14 protein-coding genes are annotated in these 16,273 nt (G+C 59.1%); 11 read left to right on the top strand and 3 right to left on the bottom strand.

What is annotated here, in order from left to right:
• Positions 1-79: 79 nt before the first annotated feature.
• Positions 80-1,117, top strand: coding sequence for a divergent polysaccharide deacetylase family protein (locus tag K6118_RS06725; protein ID WP_247119468.1), 1,038 nt, complete (start codon positions 80-82; stop codon positions 1,115-1,117).
• A 66-nt stretch (positions 1,118-1,183) separates the two neighbouring features.
• Here K6118_RS06725 and trpE read toward each other — a convergent pair whose 3' ends face one another.
• Positions 1,184-2,692 carry an anthranilate synthase component I gene (trpE, locus tag K6118_RS06730; RefSeq protein WP_425531542.1) on the bottom strand — a complete coding sequence of 503 codons (1,509 nt, stop codon included), beginning with the start codon at positions 2,690-2,692 and terminating at the stop codon, positions 1,184-1,186.
• Complete coding sequence (locus tag K6118_RS06735; RefSeq protein ID WP_247119470.1) at positions 2,689-4,617, bottom strand: SurA N-terminal domain-containing protein; 1,929 nt, start codon at positions 4,615-4,617, stop codon at positions 2,689-2,691. The genes trpE and K6118_RS06735 overlap by 4 nt, the downstream gene beginning before the upstream one ends.
• A 218-nt stretch (positions 4,618-4,835) precedes the next feature.
• Here K6118_RS06735 and tpiA point away from each other — a divergent pair, with 218 nt between their 5' ends.
• From tpiA to K6118_RS06760, 5 genes are all read left to right on the top strand, one after another.
• Positions 4,836-5,585, top strand: a complete 750-nt coding sequence (tpiA, locus tag K6118_RS06740) for a triose-phosphate isomerase (RefSeq protein WP_343269919.1) — start codon at positions 4,836-4,838, stop codon at positions 5,583-5,585.
• Positions 5,586-5,719: 134 nt separating this feature from the next.
• A complete protein-coding gene (locus K6118_RS06745; RefSeq protein ID WP_247119472.1) occupies positions 5,720-6,781 on the top strand; it encodes a DUF2332 domain-containing protein in 1,062 nt (353 codons plus the stop codon).
• 157 nt (positions 6,782-6,938) lie between these two features.
• Entirely contained in the window at positions 6,939-7,265 is a 327-nt protein-coding gene (gene secG, locus K6118_RS06750) for a preprotein translocase subunit SecG (RefSeq protein WP_247119473.1), read from the top strand.
• A 114-nt stretch (positions 7,266-7,379) separates the two neighbouring features.
• Positions 7,380-9,014 carry a CTP synthase gene (gene pyrG / locus K6118_RS06755; protein ID WP_247119474.1) on the top strand — a complete coding sequence of 545 codons (1,635 nt, stop codon included), beginning with the start codon at positions 7,380-7,382 and terminating at the stop codon, positions 9,012-9,014.
• A gap of 216 nt (positions 9,015-9,230) precedes the next feature.
• Positions 9,231-9,938 carry a hypothetical protein gene (locus tag K6118_RS06760; protein ID WP_247119475.1) on the top strand — a complete coding sequence of 236 codons (708 nt, stop codon included), beginning with the start codon at positions 9,231-9,233 and terminating at the stop codon, positions 9,936-9,938.
• Here K6118_RS06760 and K6118_RS06765 read toward each other — a convergent pair.
• Positions 9,935-11,485: a M20/M25/M40 family metallo-hydrolase gene (locus K6118_RS06765; RefSeq protein WP_247119476.1), complete on the bottom strand. Its 1,551-nt coding sequence runs from the start codon at positions 11,483-11,485 to the stop codon at positions 9,935-9,937. The genes K6118_RS06760 and K6118_RS06765 overlap by 4 nt on opposite strands.
• A gap of 199 nt (positions 11,486-11,684) precedes the next feature.
• Between K6118_RS06765 and eno the strand changes: the two genes are divergently transcribed.
• The 5 genes from eno to K6118_RS06790 all read left to right on the top strand — a co-directional run bounded on the left by eno (position 11,685) and on the right by K6118_RS06790 (position 16,255).
• Positions 11,685-12,959, top strand: a complete 1,275-nt coding sequence (gene eno / locus K6118_RS06770; RefSeq protein WP_247119477.1) for a phosphopyruvate hydratase — start codon at positions 11,685-11,687, stop codon at positions 12,957-12,959.
• Positions 12,960-13,157: 198 nt separating this feature from the next.
• Complete coding sequence (locus K6118_RS06775) at positions 13,158-13,433, top strand: FtsB family cell division protein (protein ID WP_247119478.1); 276 nt, start codon at positions 13,158-13,160, stop codon at positions 13,431-13,433.
• A 159-nt stretch (positions 13,434-13,592) separates the two neighbouring features.
• Positions 13,593-14,624, top strand: a complete 1,032-nt coding sequence (pdhA, locus tag K6118_RS06780; RefSeq protein WP_247119479.1) for a pyruvate dehydrogenase (acetyl-transferring) E1 component subunit alpha — start codon at positions 13,593-13,595, stop codon at positions 14,622-14,624.
• Between the two features lie 14 nt (positions 14,625-14,638).
• Entirely contained in the window at positions 14,639-16,012 is a 1,374-nt protein-coding gene (locus K6118_RS06785) for a pyruvate dehydrogenase complex E1 component subunit beta (RefSeq protein WP_247119480.1), read from the top strand.
• A gap of 18 nt (positions 16,013-16,030) precedes the next feature.
• Positions 16,031-16,255 (top strand): hypothetical protein, encoded by a 225-nt coding sequence (locus K6118_RS06790; protein WP_247119481.1) that lies wholly within the window; start codon positions 16,031-16,033, stop codon positions 16,253-16,255.
• Positions 16,256-16,273 lie beyond the last annotated feature (18 nt).

The raw sequence follows: 16,273 nt of genomic DNA on the forward strand, positions 1-16,273 counted from the left end.
TGCCTTTGAAGTGGGAACGGCTTATCGAGCAAGGTACCGGGTGGCAGGGAAGTTTAACAAGCCGAAACCACGGAAAAGAGTGGCGCCTTTGAAGCGCCAGCCTGAGGGCTGGTCGTGGGCGCGGTTTGCCCGTTACGCCAAGCTTTTCTATGGCGGGATCGTGACGCTTGTTCTGATCGGCCTCATTTATGTGCTGGAAGCCACACCACCCGTGGACGAGACCAGGCCTGAGGCGGTAGCCGCGCAAGCGGCCGCGGTGGAGCATGACCCTGAAGTCGCTGCGATCCTCACGGATATGGGGCAGAAAAAGGCCACGCCCGTCAGGAATATCCCGAAAGTGGTACGGCAAAAGCCGGAAAAGCCAGCCTGGCTTGAATATGCCGCGCATTGGGACAGGTCGGCCGCCCCTAAGGTCGCCATTGTTGTCGATGACCTCGGCCTTTCCGAAGAAGCCACGCATGAGCTCGCCAAAATGCGCGGGCCTTATACGCTTTCGTTCCTGCCCTATGCAGAAAATTTGCCGACGCAGACTCGGCTTGTTCACAAGGCAGGGCACGAACTGATGGTCCATATGCCGATGCAGCCGCATGGTGACACGGCGGACCCGGGGACAAACGCGCTCATCAATGGGCTTTCGGCCCAGGAGTTCGAACGCCGGGTGATGTGGAACCTGTCCCGTTTTCACGGTTTTGTCGGCATCAATAACCATATGGGCAGCCTGCTGACCGAAGAACCGGCGCCGATGGTGCGGGTGATGGTGCATTTGCGGCAGCAGGGGCTTTTGTTCCTGGATAGCCTGACGTCGCCGCACAGCGTTGCCCTGAGGGCGGCGGAAGCAGCGGGGGTGCCGGGGATCGCGCGGGATATCTTCCTTGATAACGTGCGGGAGCCTGAGCTTATCATGGCGCAGCTCAAGAAGACCGAGCATATCGCCCGGCTGCGCGGCTGGGCTGTCGCAATCGGTCACCCATACCCGGAAACGCTGGAGACGCTGGCTAAATGGCGAAAGACGCTCGAGCGCAAGCATATCGTCCTTGTGCCCCTGAGCCAGCTTGTGGCGCGTCGCAACCATATCGATTTGCAAACCGCGTCTCTACCGAGCACCACGGCGCGCTAGAATGTGTCTGAATAATTATTATTTGCCATATGGTTATGGCTTTAATTTAAAGATAAATATGATTTCTTAGCCGCGGTTTGAGCGGGCGAAGCGCAGGGCTTCCTGGGCGGCGGAGACAAGCGCACGGGCTTTGTTCTCACATTCCTGATACTCGCCTTCAGGTTTGCTGTCGGCGACGATCCCGGCGCCCGCCTGTACATGCATCATGCCGTCCTTGACGATGGCGGTGCGAAGAACGATGGCACTGTCCATGCTGCCGTTCGCGCTGAAATAGCCGACACTGCCGGCATATGGACCACGGGCGTCCACTTCCAGTTCGTCGATGATTTCCATCGCCCGTACCTTGGGGGCACCGGAGACAGTCCCCGCCGGGAAGCCGGCCGAGAGCGCATCGATCGCGTCGGCGCCGTCTTTGATCTCGCCCACCACATTGGAGACGATATGCATGACGTGGGAATAATATTCGATGGTGTTCTGGGCTGTCACCTGCACCGTGCCGGGCTTGGAGACGCGGCCGACATCGTTGCGGCCCAGGTCGAGCAGCATCAGGTGTTCCGCCAGTTCTTTCTCGTCCGCGAGCAGGTCTGCGGCGAGGTCGGCGTCTTCCTCCGGCGAGGCGCCGCGCTTGCGGGTGCCGGCGATCGGGCGGATGGTGACTTCGCTGTCCCGCAGGCGCACCAGAATTTCCGGGCTTGAGCCGACAATCGCCAGGTCCTCGAACGCCAGGTGATACATGAAGGGCGAGGGGTTGGTCCGGCGAAGCGCCCGGTAAAGCGCGAAAGGCGGCAGGCCGAACGGCATGGAGAAGCGTTGGCTCAGCACCACCTGGAAGATATCGCCCGCGAGGATATAGTCCTGCGCTTTGGCGATCATCTGGTAATAGCGCGCACGGCTGGTGTTCGAGACAGGTTCCTCGAATGCGATGGGCGCTGCTTCCTTGTGCGTAAGCGGGAGCGGCGCATCCAGCCGGGTGAGCATGGCCTCAATGAGCTGTTCGGCCCGGCTGTAAGCGTCCGTGGCGGAGATGCCAGCGTGCGGGCGGACAGGTGTGACGAGCGTGATCAGGTTGGTCACGCTGTCGAAGATCGCCATCACGGTCGGCCGGATAAAGATAGAGGTATTGACGCCGAGAGGGTCAGGCTTGCCCGGACCGATATCCTCCATCTGGCGGACCATGTCGTAGCCCATATAGCCGACAATGCCAGCCGCCATCGGCGGCAGGGGGTGGGGCAGGTCGATCAGGCTTTCGCCAAGAAGCGACCGCAGGCTTTCGAGCGGTTTTTCATCTGTGGAGACAAAGGCGTCCGGCGTTTCAACGGCTGTGCGGCAGATCTCAACCTTATCACCGTTCGAGCGCCAGATGATGTCAGGCCTAAGCCCGATAATGGAATAACGGCCACGGGTATCACCGCCTTCGACAGATTCCAGCAGGCAGCTGTATTTTTCGCCGTTTGCAAGCTTCAGGTAGGCGGAAACCGGCGTGTCCAGGTCCGCGACGAGTGTCTCGGACAGAACCTGGGGCACGCCGGCCTCATAAAGACTGCTAAAAGCAGCTATGTCAGCAGCGTCCCTCACTGGGCGGCGTCACGCGGGAACATCCGGCTGATCATGCCTTGGTTGATCTCCGGCTTATAGCGGTCGGAGAGATAGGCCAGATACTGGTCGATCATCTCGTTGCTATATTGCGTCTCAAGGGCCTTGTAGAGGTCGTCCACGGCTTTGGTATCCGCGGCCGGGTCACCCGGCATGATCTCATTGACCTTAACGACGACATACCCGTTGTTGTCCGCTGCGCGCTCAGCATCAATGCCGCCCAGCGGCAGGTCGAAGATCAGCCCACGAATGTTGGCCGACAGGCCGGATTTACCGCTGCCGGTGCGCGTGACATTCTTGGCATCGAAGGAGGTGCCACCAAGGTCGAGCGCGACTTTCTCAGCGGACTCACCTGATTTCAGGAGGGTCTTGGCTTTCTCGGCCAGTTCGCCAGCGCGTTTTTGCTTTGCCTCGGTCATCCAGGCGGCCTGGACTTGGTTTTTGACCTCTTCAAGCGTCTGCTGCTGCGGTTCGGTGATCTTGTTGACCTCAACGAGGTAAACGCCGGCTGTGGTGTCTTTATCGTCCAGGTTCTTCACCTCAGGCTCAACGCCTTGACCCAGATGGAAGGCCGTCTGCATGACGGTATATTCGTTCTTCTGGGTGATCACCGGCGTACCGTCGGTCTTCCGGCCGCGGGCGTCAATATCGGAAACCGTCGCCAGCGTCAGCTTCAATGCCTTAGCGACAGCCTTGATATTGCCTTGGGCGGCAATGGCGTCCTCAACGTCAGGCAGGAAGTCGAACATCTTGGTGACGGCATGGTCCCGCTTGAGCGACTTGGTCAGCTGATCGCGGACGTCGTCCAGGCTTTTGGACGTGCCCGGGGTGATCGAGGTCACCTGGAATACGTTCCAGCCCGTGGTGCTTTCCAGCGGACCAACGATATCGCCTTTCTTTGCACCGAAGACGGCGTCGGAGATATCCTTGTTATAATCGGTGACAAGGTCGGAACGGTTCTGGTCACCGATGTTGATTTCGTCGGCGGAGAAGTCAGTGGCCTTGGCGGCGGACTTGACGAAGTCTTTGCCGTCTTTCACGCCTTTGACGAAGGCTTCAGCGGCAGCCTTGTCCTTGAAGGTAACCTGGTTGAGACCACGCAGTTCCGGCTTGGCGAATTCATCCTTGCGGGAATCGTAAGCCTGCTCCAGCTCCCCATCATCCAGCTTGACCTGGTCCATGAACTGGTCCGGCGTCAGGATGATGTAGCTATAGCTGCGGCGCTCCGGCGTCATGTAGGTCGACTTGTGGTCGTCATGGAAGGTCTTCAGCTGCTTGTCGGTCGGGGCCGCAATATCGGTGATGCTGGACGCCGGGATATTGATCATGTCCGCGCGGCGACGCTCGGCTTTCCAGGTATAAAGGACCTTGGCGAGCTCTTTGGTCGGGGCGGCGCCCGCAACCATGCTGCGCATCAGCTGTTCACGGGTAATGCCGTGGCGCAGATCGCTCAGCAGTTCTTTCTCCGTGAGGTGGTTGCGCTGAAGCACCATTTCCATCTGCCGCTGGTTGAAGCTGCCACCGGGCCCCTGGAAGGCCGGAATTTTATGGAGCTGCTCGATGATCTGGTCATCGGTTGCGCGCAGGCCAAGTTCACGGCTGTGCTCAACGACCGAGGCATCCGAAATCATCTGCATCAGGACCTGACGGTCGAGGTTGAGCATCGGGATCAGCTTGTCTGCGCTGATCTGGCCGCCGAACTGTTGCTGCAACTGTTGCGCCCGGCGCTGGACGGCGCTGTCGAACTGTTGCGCGTCAATTTCGGTCTCACCGACTTTGGCCACACTTTTGGTGTTGCCGCGCAAGAGGTTGGGACCAATGCCCCAGACCGCAAAGGCCGCGATCAATACACCAAGTAGGATGGTAACAAGAATGTGGTCCAGTCCGCCACGAAGTTTGAGCAGCATCAGCCCGTGCTCCCGTCGTTCAATCATTACTGTTATTATAGGGCGGCAAAGCACCGTCACTACAGGGCGCGCATCATAAGCATGGTTCTTCACGCCCGCAACAGGTGAAATCGCAGAATCCTGCGAAGGCTTACATGGCTAGTCTTTCTGGCGCAATTTTGCTAAGGACCGACGGATAAAACATATAATGTCACTTTATAAAAAAGAGGCCCCAAATAATGAAACCCATGCCGCTTGTAGCGGGAAACTGGAAGATGAACGGTCTGCGCGCGAGCCAGGCCGAACTTGACGCCCTGAAGCATATGATCGCCGAGGCGCCGCCACAATGCGAAGTCCTGATCTGTCCGCCCTTCACCCTTGTCGGTGCCTTCTCCGCTGCATCGGGCGAGACGATCGGAATTGGTGGGCAGGACTGCCACGCCAAGGTCAGCGGTGCCCATACTGGTGATATTTCCGCCGCCATGCTGAAGGACTGCGGCGCCAAGTATGTCATTGTCGGCCATTCGGAACGCCGCGCGGACCACGGTGAAACCGATGATATGGTCCGTGCCAAGGCAGAAGCTGTCCTCGCCGAAGGGTTGGTTGCCATCGTCTGTGCGGGTGAACGCGAAGATGTGCGGGATGCAGGCAAGGCGTGCGAGCATGTGTTGAGCCAGTTGGCGTCATCTGTACCTGAAGGCGCGACCCCGGAAAATACGGTTATCGCCTATGAGCCCGTCTGGGCTATCGGCACCGGCAGGACCCCGACGACAGGTAACCTGGAAGAAATGCACGGCGCTATCCGGGCCGCCCTCGTGGAACGGTTCGGCGCGGCCGGGAACGGTTTCCGTATTCTGTATGGCGGTTCGGTCAATGCCGGGAATGCCCGCGATTTGATGGCGGTCGCCAATGTTGATGGCGGTCTTGTCGGTGGCGCCAGCCTGAAGGCGGCCGACTTCAATGGTATCATGGACGCCTACCGCGGCTAAACCGGGAAGCGCACTAAAAAATTCAAAGGGCAGGGTGGTCATAAGGTTGCCCTGCCTTTTTGTTTAGCGGTCGCGCAGCGGGTATTTTTCTCCTATAAGTCTCCGCAGGTGGGGCAGCTAAGAAGGAACGCATCATGCAATCGGCAGGAAAAATCCGGGAAGCCTTTCTGGTCCAGGCAGAACATTGCGAGCACCTTGGCTCCCCCTTCATGACGCGGCTGTGCCGTCTGCTCGCGGACCGTCTTACCGAAGGGGCGCCGGTCGGGGATGCCATCAGCCATTGGCCCGGCGATATCAGCAGTGCAGGCGATTCCGTGCCGCTTCGGCTCGCGGGCGCTCTCCACGCCCTGGTGCTCCTGGGGCGCCACGAAGGGCTCGCCGCGGTGTATCCGCCCAAAGATGACGCGCTCGATGACGATACTCTGTGGAACGGCGTGAATGCGGCATTGAGCGAAGAATCGGACTTTATTCTCGAGTGGATGAAGAGCCCGCCCCAAACCAATGAGGTCCGGCGCTCGGCAGCTTTGCTTCCCGGCTTCCTGACTGTGGCTGAGCAGACTGGTCTGCCGCTTATGATGTCCGAGGTGGGGGCGAGCGCAGGCCTGAACCTTCTGTGGGACAAATTTCATTATCAGCTTGGCGATATGAGCTGGGGCGACGAGATGGCGGCGGTTCACCTCAAGCCGGAATGGGAAGGACCGGAACCGCCGCAGGCGACCCTCTCGGTTGTTGGGCGGGCAGGCTGTGACCTGCAACCGCTCAACCCTGCGGATGAGGCTGACAGGCTTAGGCTAAGGTCCTATCTGTGGGCGGATCAGGCGGAACGTGTGGCACTGACGACCGCGGCGCTTGATCTCGCGGCTGATGCCCAGGCTCCGGTGGAACCCTGCGATGCCCTAGTGTGGCTGGAAAGGCGCCTCGCCATCGATACGCCGAAACTTGCGCATGTCGTGTATCATTCCGTGGCATGGCAGTATCTGCCCCCTGAAGCACAAGCGCGCGGGGCTGAGATGATTGCGGAGGCCGGCGCGCGGGCAACAGAGTCGGCGCCCCTCGCTTGGCTCCGGATGGAAGCGGACGGCAAAGCCCCTGGGGCGGCGCTTACATTGACGCTGTGGCCATCAGGGGAAGAACATGTCCTGGGTCGCGCCGATTTTCATTGCCGCTGGGTGAAGTGGCAGGGTTTGGCGGCTTGAGGGCAGGGAATGCCTGAGCCTAATGCCTGATAGCAGCCACTAGCGGGAAATAGGACTTGGCAAAGCCGCCGAGTTGGTCTAGAAACCGCGCTTTGAAAAGGGTGCCGGAAATCCATGTATGTTTCCGGGCTTTAGTCATGAGGTATAGGACGGTTAGATGGAAGCTGTACTGCTTATCATTCACTTGATGGTCGCCATTGCACTGGTCGTAACGATTCTGTTGCAACGCTCTGAAGGTGGCGCGCTCGGTATCGGTGGCGGGTCGGGCAGTTTTCTGACCGCACGCGGTGCCGGGGACGTTCTGACCCGCACCACCAAGTGGCTTGCGATTATCTTCCTGGCGAACTCGCTTCTGCTCGGCTGGATGGCCGAACATCGGCAGGACGACAAGAAGATCCTCGAAAAGGCGGAGACCCAGAAGCCGACCCCGAAAAAGGGCGGGCTTCCCGAAATTCCAACCGTCCCCGCCGACGGTAAGAATTAAGAGATTTCAGAGCGGGGGCCAAGTGCCCCCGCTTCTCTTTGAGTAGAATGTATGTTTGACTATCCGTGCCGATTGGCAGGGGTATGCGGAACGCTATTTTTATAGAGAGGCTCCATGACGCGCTATATCTTCATCACCGGTGGTGTTGTTAGTTCGCTCGGTAAAGGTTTGCTTTCGGCATCGCTGGGTGCCCTGTTGCAGGCCCGCGGTTATTCGGTCCGTCTGCGCAAGCTGGATCCGTATCTCAACGTCGACCCGGGCACCATGAGCCCGTATCAGCACGGCGAAGTCTATGTCACCGATGATGGCGCGGAAACTGACCTCGACCTTGGTCACTATGAGCGTTTCACCGGTGTGGCTTCGCGCCAGAGCGACAATATTACCTCGGGCCGTATCTATCAGCAGATCATCCAGAAGGAACGCCGTGGCGATTATCTCGGCGGCACCGTACAGGTGATCCCGCACGTGACCGACGCTATTAAGGAATTCGCCCTCGCCGAGCAGGACGGTATCGACTTCATGCTGTGTGAAATCGGCGGCACCGCCGGTGACATTGAAGCCATGCCCTTCATGGAAGCGATCCGCCAGCTGTCGATCGAGATGGGCAAGGGCCGCTCGATCTTTGTTCACCTGACGCTGGTGCCCTACTTGGCCGCCGCCGGCGAACTGAAGACCAAGCCGACCCAGCACAGCGTGCGCGACCTGCGCGCCATCGGTATCCAGCCGGATATCCTGGTGTGCCGGTCCGAGCATCCGATCCCGGATGGGGAGCGCCGCAAGATGTCGCTCTTCTGTAACGTTGCCGAAACCGCGGTTATCCCGGCGCTGGACGTCAGCACCATCTATGAAGTGCCGATCTCCTACCACAAGGAAGGTCTGGACGTGGAAGTCCTCAAGGCGTTTGGCCTTGCCCATTCCAGTCATCCGGACCTCAACGTCTGGGAAGATATCGTCGACCGGGTCAAGAACCCGGAAGGCGAGGTCACGATTGCGGTCGTCGGCAAATACACCGGCCTCAAGGATGCGTACAAATCCCTCAACGAAGCCATCGTCCATGGCGGTATCGCCAACAAGGTGAAGGTGAATATCGAGTGGATCGAATCCGAAGTGTTCGAGCGCCCAGACGCCATCAGCCAGCTTGAAGGCGTGAACGGCATCCTGGTGCCGGGCGGCTTTGGCAAGCGCGGGACCGAGGGCAAGATCGCGGCGGCGACCTTCGCGCGTGAACGGGGTGTGCCGTATTTCGGCATCTGCCTCGGGATGCAGATGGCGACCATCGAAGCGGCCCGCAACATGGCAGGCATCGAGGACGCAGGCTCGACCGAGTTCGGTGAACAGGTTCATCCGGTCGTCGGCCTCATTACGGAGTGGACTCGGGAAGACGGTAGCGTCGAGACGCGCACCGAAGAAACCGACCTCGGCGGTACCATGCGCCTTGGCGCCTATCCGGCCGTGCTCAAAGAAGGCTCGAAAGTCAGCGAAGTCTATGGCGGCAAGACCGATATCAGCGAACGCCACCGTCACCGCTATGAGGTGAACATCGGCTATGTGAAAAAGCTGGAGGATGCTGGCGTGGTCTTTTCCGGTATGTCGCCCGATGGCGAGCTGCCGGAAATCATGGAACTGCCGGACCATCCCTGGTTCATCGGCGTTCAATACCACCCGGAACTCAAGTCCAAGCCGTTTGATCCGCATCCGCTGTTCGCGAGCTTCATCAAAGCCGCGGTAGACCAAAGCCGTCTCGTCTAAGAAGCGGGCTTTCGTGAGTTTTTCGGAAAAGGGGGCTTTCGGCCCCCTTTTTGCATTATTGTAGGGAAATGGGTTTATATGGGTGCTTGCCGGGGTATATCCCGGTAAATTGTGCCCATTCGGATACGGGAAGCCATGATGGTCAGAAACAGTTTATTCGCTCTCTTTCTCGCAATCGCGACGACCATGACGGCGTCTGCCAATGATGAAGAGCGCATGAAACAAACGCTCGATAACGCGGCGGCGATTGTTTCCCAGTATTCCAATGTCGCAGGCGGTGAGGCCCTTGCCCGCGCCGATAGCCAGATCGAAGATACCTGGCGTAACCTGATCCAGTATTACGGCGAAGGCCATGCGCTGGCTCCCAAGCTTGCCATCATTCGGGCCCGCGCGGCGGCAGCGGATGGCGACAGGAGCCGTGCGCTCTCCGCCTGGAAGACGGCACTTGGGCTCAACAGCGCGGCTATGCCCACTGAATTGATGGGGATGAATGTTGAAGCGGCGAACGCTGCGGTGGCAGACCATAAGCCACAAGTTGCCTCCCAGTATTTCGCGGCCGCCCGTGCCTATGCCTTTGTCCGGGGTAAAGATGCGGGTACCGCCCGCCAGCAACTGCGCATTCAGGAGCTGAAGCAGATCGGCGGCTCCATGCAGTGGCGCGAACTTCGGGACGCGCTTGCTGATCTCCGTCATTATTCGGAGAACTTCCCGATGTGGACAGGCCCCAGGCTGGATGCCCTGGTCAGCGAAGCCGAAATCCGGCTCATGTATGAACCGGACGACAAGGAAAAGCGCGAGGCCCTTCGCCAGCTGAAGACGGATGTCCAGCTCATGCAAAAGGGGATGACCGAGGACATGTTGTCCCTCTATACCCCGCGCATCCGCCAGCTTTTGTATACGCTTGAGGACAAGTTCAAGCTTTAGCGCCCGAAGGACGCCAGAACAGCCGCATAGGTGTCGATCGCATTCCATAGGTTTGCGATGCGGACATTTTCATTGCGGCCATGCTGGTTGTCGTCATGGTTGGCAATCGGCAACAGCACGATCGGTGCTTTCACCACATCCTTGAACAGGTAAATCGGCAAGCTGCCGCCCATGGTCGGCGCCATCAGTGTCTGGTCGCCGTTTATGCCGTCCAGAATGGCTTTGAGCTTGAGGGCTGAAGGGCTATCGAGCCGGCTGCGGAAGGCGGGGTAGGCGCCTTCTTTCCAGTCAACCTTGAGGACCTTGGCGTGGGCACTAAGCACGGCTGGGCTCGGGTCTTTCTCCGTCAGGAAATAGCCTTGGGCCTTGAAGAAGGCCGTCAGGCTTGTCTTGGCACTTTCCGGGGTTTGGTTGGGCACGAGCCTGAGGTCGAGCGAGGCTGTCGCCGTTGTCGGGATAACATTGCGGGCCTTGGCGCCAATTTCACCGGATTTCATGCCCCGGACGACGATCGCCGGTTTCATGATAAGTGCCGCGAGGCGCTCTCCGCCACCATCGACCGAGCCAAGCGCCAGTTCCTTCTGGAGTTTCGCCCCCATATCGGGAAGGGCCTCGACGGCTTTTTCTTCCGCCGGACTGATCGGGATCACAGAGTCGCTATAGCCAGGCACGATGACATGGCCGTCCGCATTCTTCATGGCGGTCAGAAGGCGCATCAGGCGGTCAGCCGGGTTCGGTGCCCAGTTGCCATAATGGCCACTATGAAGAGGGCGCAGGGCGCCGTAGGTGGTGATATCCACACCCATGTCGCCGCGTGCACCGAACACCAGCATCCGGCGGCCGCTTTGGTGCATCGGGCCGTCACAGAACAGCATCAGGTCGGTTGAAAGCCGGTCGCCGTATTTCTTGAGGATGCCGGGCAGGGAGGGGGAGCCCTGTTCCTCCTCGCCATCGAGAATCAGTTTGATGTTGACGCTGATGCCTTGCTTCGTGGCCTGAAGCGCGTCGATCGCGGCCATCAGGGTAATGATCGGCGCCTTGTCGTCGCCGGAGGCGCGGGCGAAAAGCCGCCATTCTGGCTTGAAATGGCCATCTTTGGGCCAAGCGACGGCCTTGCCGCCTTCTTCAACCAGGCCGTCCCTGAGGCTTGGGGTATAGGGCGGGGAGATCCAATCTTTCGGCACGACAGGTTGGCCGTCATAATGGGCATAGATGAGGATGGTCTTGGTGGCGCCTGCGGCCTTGCGTTCCGCCAGGATATAAGGCGCGCCACCGGCGCTGACGGTTTCGGATGTGAAGCCGCGCTTGCCCAGATAGTCCGTAATCCAGGCGGCGTTCGTCAGCATGTCCTGATGATTGGTGGCAATATTGCGCATGGAGAGGAGCGCCCGGAAGTCCGCCATGATTTGCGCTTCATGGGCAGCGCGGTAGCTGCGGACCGCGCCGATGTCAGCACTGTCGCCAGCGCACGCGCTCAAGGATGAAAGGGCGGCTGTCCCGGCCATGAGGGCTGCGGCGATTGTTTTTCTGAAACGGACGACTGGCATTGAGTTTCCTCCCACTATTTGCAGGCACTCTAGCCCGTCGGGCACTTTTTACTAGTCCCTTGCCAGCTCCCGGGCATCACACTTCTGTTAAGGCTTGCGCCCTGACTATGCGCCCAAGTCTTGCAGAGGGACGCCTTAAGCGGTACATATCGGCCACCGATTTCTGTTTTTTCCTTTGACCGACTAAGGACACTTCCCCATGAGCGCGATTATCGACATCATCGGCCGCGAAATTCTCGACAGCCGCGGTAACCCCACCGTTGAAGTAGACGTTATCCTCGAAGACGGTGGTTTCGGCCGTGCCGCGGTTCCGTCTGGTGCCTCCACCGGCGCCCACGAAGCCGTTGAGCTGCGCGATGGCGGCGGCCGTTTCCGGGGCAAAGGCGTCCTGAAGGCAGTTGATGCCGTCAATGGTGAGCTTTTCGATGCTCTTGTTGGCCTCGAAAGCGAAGAGCAGCTGGCGATCGACCAGGTGATGCGCGAGCTTGATGGTACTGAGAACAAGAGCCGTCTGGGCGCCAATGCCATCCTCGGTGTTTCGCTGGCCGTTGCCCGCGCGAGCGCAGACAGTCTCGGCCTGCCGCTTTACCGCTATGTTGGCGGCCCGAACGCCCATGTGCTGCCGGTGCCGATGATGAACATCATCAACGGCGGCGAACATGCCGACAACCCGATCGATGTTCAGGAATTCATGATCATGCCGGTCAACGCCGACAGCTGCGCTGACGCGATCCGTATGGGCAGTGAGATATTCCATGAGCTGAAGTCGAAACTTTCGGCCGCGGGTCTCAGCACCTCTGTGGGTGACGAGGGCGGTTTCGCGCCGAACCTTAACGGCACCGTCGATGCACTCGACTTCATCATGAAGGCGGTTGAAAGCGCAGGCTACAAGCCGGGGGAAGATATCTACCTCGCGCTTGATGCCGCCTCGACCGAGTTCTTTGAGAATGGTGTCTATAACCTCAAGGGTGAAGGCAAGAAGCTGGATAGCGGCGAAATGGCTGCCTACTGGGCGGACCTGATTGGCAAGTTCCCGATCATCTCCATCGAAGATGGCATGGCCGAGGATGACTGGGATGGCTGGAAAGCCCTGACCGACGCCATTGGCGATAAGTGCCAACTGGTCGGGGACGACCTGTTCGTGACCAACCCGGTACGGCTTGAGCGCGGGATCGATATGGGCGTTGCCAACTCGATCCTCGTCAAGGTCAACCAGATCGGTACACTTAGTGAGACCATGAAGGCTGTCGATATGGCGCACCGTGCGCGCTACACGTCGGTCATGTCGCACCGCTCGGGCGAGACCGAGGACAGCACCATCGCTGACCTCGCTGTTGCGCTCAACTGCGGGCAGATCAAGACCGGTTCGCTTGCCCGTTCCGACCGGTTGGCGAAATATAACCAGCTCATCCGTATCGAAGAGCAGCTCGGCGCTTCCGCCTTCTATGCAGGGCGTTCGATCCTGCGCGGTTAAGTCCAAAGGGCAGGGCCGTCTATCAGCCCTGCTGCCAGCAAAAAGACTCACCCCTACCGGGTCTGGTGGGGGTGAAACTAAGCGACGAATTTTCTTGTATTTTTTGTCGATTTTCTCTTGCACGCCCGATTCGGCTATGAGATGATTCGAATCATGAAGCGAGTCGGAAAAATATCACGCTATTTAGGTCAGTCCTGGATGACCGCCGTATGGGTCTTCCTGGGTGCCTATTTTGCCTTCCATGCTTTCCAGGGCGACAACAGCCTTGGGGCACTGAAAGCGCTTGACCGCCAACAAGTGGTTCTGGCGGCGGAAGCGGCTAAGGTCGCTCATCAGCGTGCCGTGCTTGAGGCCCGCACGGCCAAGCTTTCCGGCAAGGCCGTCGATCCCGATATGTTGGAAGAGCAGGTTCGCCTGCGTCTCGGCTTCGTCCACCCTGATGAAGTGGTGGTTCTGGTCCGTGATCAGAGTTAATGAAAAACATCAATTAACAAAAATCTAGTTAATTGTAATTTATGTATGTTTTTCAATAATTTACATCCTATTGCAAAATCATCTTAACCGGGGTATCCATAGTCCGAACTTCTCCAGTTTCGGGCAGTCCGCCCGCGCCCTTTGTTTTGGAAGGCCGAGATGACCACAGCAAAAACAACGAAAAAGGCGGCGAAACCCACACGCCGCCGCGCCGCCAAACCGGCACTTTACGAAGCGTCTAACGACGAACTCATTGAATTTTACCGGCAAATGCTGATGATCCGCCGCTTTGAAGAAAAAGCTGGCCAGATGTATGGCATGGGCCTGATCGGTGGCTTCTGTCACCTTTATATCGGCCAGGAAGCTGTTGCCGTCGGCGTACAGACCGCCCTTAAGGATGGCGATAGCGTTATCACCGGTTACCGGGAGCATGGCCATATGATCGCCGCCGGGTGTGACCCGCGTGGCGTCATGGCCGAACTCACCGGCCGGTCCGGCGGGGTTTCGCGCGGCAAGGGGGGCTCCATGCACATGTTCGACCCCGCACGCGGCTTCTATGGCGGTCACGGGATCGTCGGCGCGCAGGTTTCGCTGGGCACGGGTCTTGGCTTCGCCGCCAAATACCGCAAGAGCGATAATGTCTCCATCGCCTATTTCGGCGACGGTGCCGCAAACCAGGGCCAGGTGTACGAAAGCTTCAACATGGCGCGCATCTGGAACCTGCCGGTGATCTACATCATCGAGAACAACCAGTATGCCATGGGGACTTCGGTCGCCCGTGCGAGCTCTGAAATCGAGCTGTACCGCCGTGGGGAAAGTTTCCGCATTCCGGGCAAGCAAGTTGACGGCATGAACGTCCTGGCTGTCCGCGCCGCGATGGATGAGGCTGTCGCCCACTGCCGTGCTGGTGAAGGGCCGTTCATTCTTGAGATGAAGACCTACCGCTACCGCGGTCACTCCATGTCTGACCCGGCGAAATACCGTTCCAAGGAAGAAGTCCAGAAAATGCGCGCCGAGCATGATTCGATCGATCAGCTCAAGCAGATGATCCTTGACCAGGGCATCATGGATGAGGCCGGGCTCAAGGATATCGACCGCGAAATCAAGGCTGCTGTCGCTGACGCGGCCACTTTCGCGACCGAGTGTCCGGAGCCGGATCTCAGCGAGCTTTATACCGACGTTCTGGCGTAAGGGAAGTACACGTAATGGCTATTGAAATTACCATGCCCGCCCTGTCCCCGACCATGGAGAAGGGGACCTTGGCAAAATGGCTCAAGAAAGAAGGCGATACGGTTGAAGCGGGCGATGTGCTCGCCGAAATCGAAACCGACAAGGCAACCATGGAAGTGGAAGCCGTGGATGAAGGCACCATCGCCAAGATCCTGATTGCGGAAGGCACCGATGACGTGCCGGTTGGCCAGCCGATCGCCATTCTCGCGGAAGAGGATGAAGACCCGGCAAATGTATGCGTTGCGTCGAAAGCTGAAGCCGCGCCAGCCCCGGCGCCTGCGGTTGAAGCTCCGGCCGCAGCCCCCGCTGCACCGATTGCCGCAGCCCCGACGCTGGCCGATCCGGCCATTCCGGCTGGCACGCAGATGGTGTCGCTCACGGTTCGTGAAGCGCTCCGTGATGCCATGGCTGAGGAAATGCGCAAGGATGGCGATGTGTTCGTCATGGGTGAGGAAGTCGCCGAATATCAGGGCGCTTACAAGGTTACCCAGGGCCTTCTGCAGGAATTCGGGGCTGACCGCGTGATCGACACGCCGATCACCGAACATGGTTTCGCAGGCCTCGGTGCTGGCGCGGCCTTCTCGGGCCTCAAGCCGGTCATCGAATTCATGACCTTCAACTTCGCCATGCAGGCGATCGACCATATCATCAACTCGGCCGCCAAGACGCGTTATATGTCCGGTGGTCTGGTGCAGTGCCCGATCGTGTTCCGTGGCCCGAACGGCGCCGCAAGCCGTGTTGGTGCCCAGCATAGCCAGAACTATGCCGCCTGGTACGCCCATGTGCCGGGGCTCAAGGTGATCGCCCCTTATGACGCGGCGGACTGCAAAGGCCTTCTGAAGGCCGCGATCCGGGACCCGAACCCGGTCGTGTTCCTTGAGAACGAGCTGATGTACGGTGAAAGCTTCGACGTCCCGGACCTGGATGACTATGTCCTGCCGATCGGCAAGGCGCGCATCTACCGTGAAGGTACCGATGTCACTATCGTGTCCTACTCGATCACGGTCGGTGAAGCGCTTAAGGCTGCTGATAAGCTGGCAGAGCAGGGCATCAGCGCAGAGGTGATCGACCTCCGCACCATCCGCCCGCTCGACATCGAAACCGTCATCGAAAGTGTCAAGAAAACCAATCGCTGCGTGGTCGCTGAAGAAGGTTGGCCGCAGTGTTCGGTCGCGTCCGATGTGTCCGCTCAGCTGATGGAAAAAGCTTTCGACTGGCTCGATGCGCCGGTGACGCGTGTGAACAGTGTCGATGTCCCGCTTCCCTACGCCAACAACCTTGAAAAGGCAGCGGTCGTGAACGCGGACAAGATTGTCGAGGCGGCGAAAGCCGTTTGTTACACGGAGTAAGCACCAAGGAGAAACCGAATGAGAAGAAGGTTTATTCGGCGGTTCAACAGCCGTCACGGACTTAGTTCAGCGTTTCGTGGCCCCAAGGCACGCTCTGATTATCGGGAGCCGAGCACGGGCGGAAGTGAAGGGGCGACGAGCACCTTCGGCGACTGGGAAAGCCGACTATACCTTCTCGTGATCATCGCGGGCATCGTCATGGTGGTCCATTCGGTCTTGTGGCCTCATAACGCCCTCATGTGAGGGTGGAGAGTGAAAGAG

Origin of the sequence: Kordiimonas marina, from assembly GCF_023006325.1 — a bacterium.
In the GTDB taxonomy this organism is placed as follows: Bacteria; Pseudomonadota; Alphaproteobacteria; order Sphingomonadales; family Kordiimonadaceae; genus Kordiimonas; species Kordiimonas marina.

Bases quoted from the DNA above. Each gene is read 5' to 3' on its own strand.
- K6118_RS06735 (WP_247119470.1), bottom strand. From the start codon at position 4,617: ATGCTGCTCAAACTTCGTGGCGGACTGGACCACATTCTTGTTACCATC.
- tpiA (WP_343269919.1), top strand. From the start codon at position 4,836: ATGAAACCCATGCCGCTTGTAGCGGGAAACTGGAAGATGAACGGTCTG.
- K6118_RS06745 (WP_247119472.1), top strand. From the start codon at position 5,720: ATGCAATCGGCAGGAAAAATCCGGGAAGCCTTTCTGGTCCAGGCAGAA.
- secG (WP_247119473.1), top strand. From the start codon at position 6,939: ATGGAAGCTGTACTGCTTATCATTCACTTGATGGTCGCCATTGCACTG.
- pyrG (WP_247119474.1), top strand. From the start codon at position 7,380: ATGACGCGCTATATCTTCATCACCGGTGGTGTTGTTAGTTCGCTCGGT.
- K6118_RS06760 (WP_247119475.1), top strand. From the start codon at position 9,231: ATGAAACAAACGCTCGATAACGCGGCGGCGATTGTTTCCCAGTATTCC.
- K6118_RS06765 (WP_247119476.1), bottom strand. From the start codon at position 11,485: ATGCCAGTCGTCCGTTTCAGAAAAACAATCGCCGCAGCCCTCATGGCC.
- eno (WP_247119477.1), top strand. From the start codon at position 11,685: ATGAGCGCGATTATCGACATCATCGGCCGCGAAATTCTCGACAGCCGC.
- K6118_RS06775 (WP_247119478.1), top strand. From the start codon at position 13,158: ATGACCGCCGTATGGGTCTTCCTGGGTGCCTATTTTGCCTTCCATGCT.
- pdhA (WP_247119479.1), top strand. From the start codon at position 13,593: ATGACCACAGCAAAAACAACGAAAAAGGCGGCGAAACCCACACGCCGC.
- K6118_RS06785 (WP_247119480.1), top strand. From the start codon at position 14,639: ATGGCTATTGAAATTACCATGCCCGCCCTGTCCCCGACCATGGAGAAG.
- K6118_RS06790 (WP_247119481.1), top strand. From the start codon at position 16,031: ATGAGAAGAAGGTTTATTCGGCGGTTCAACAGCCGTCACGGACTTAGT.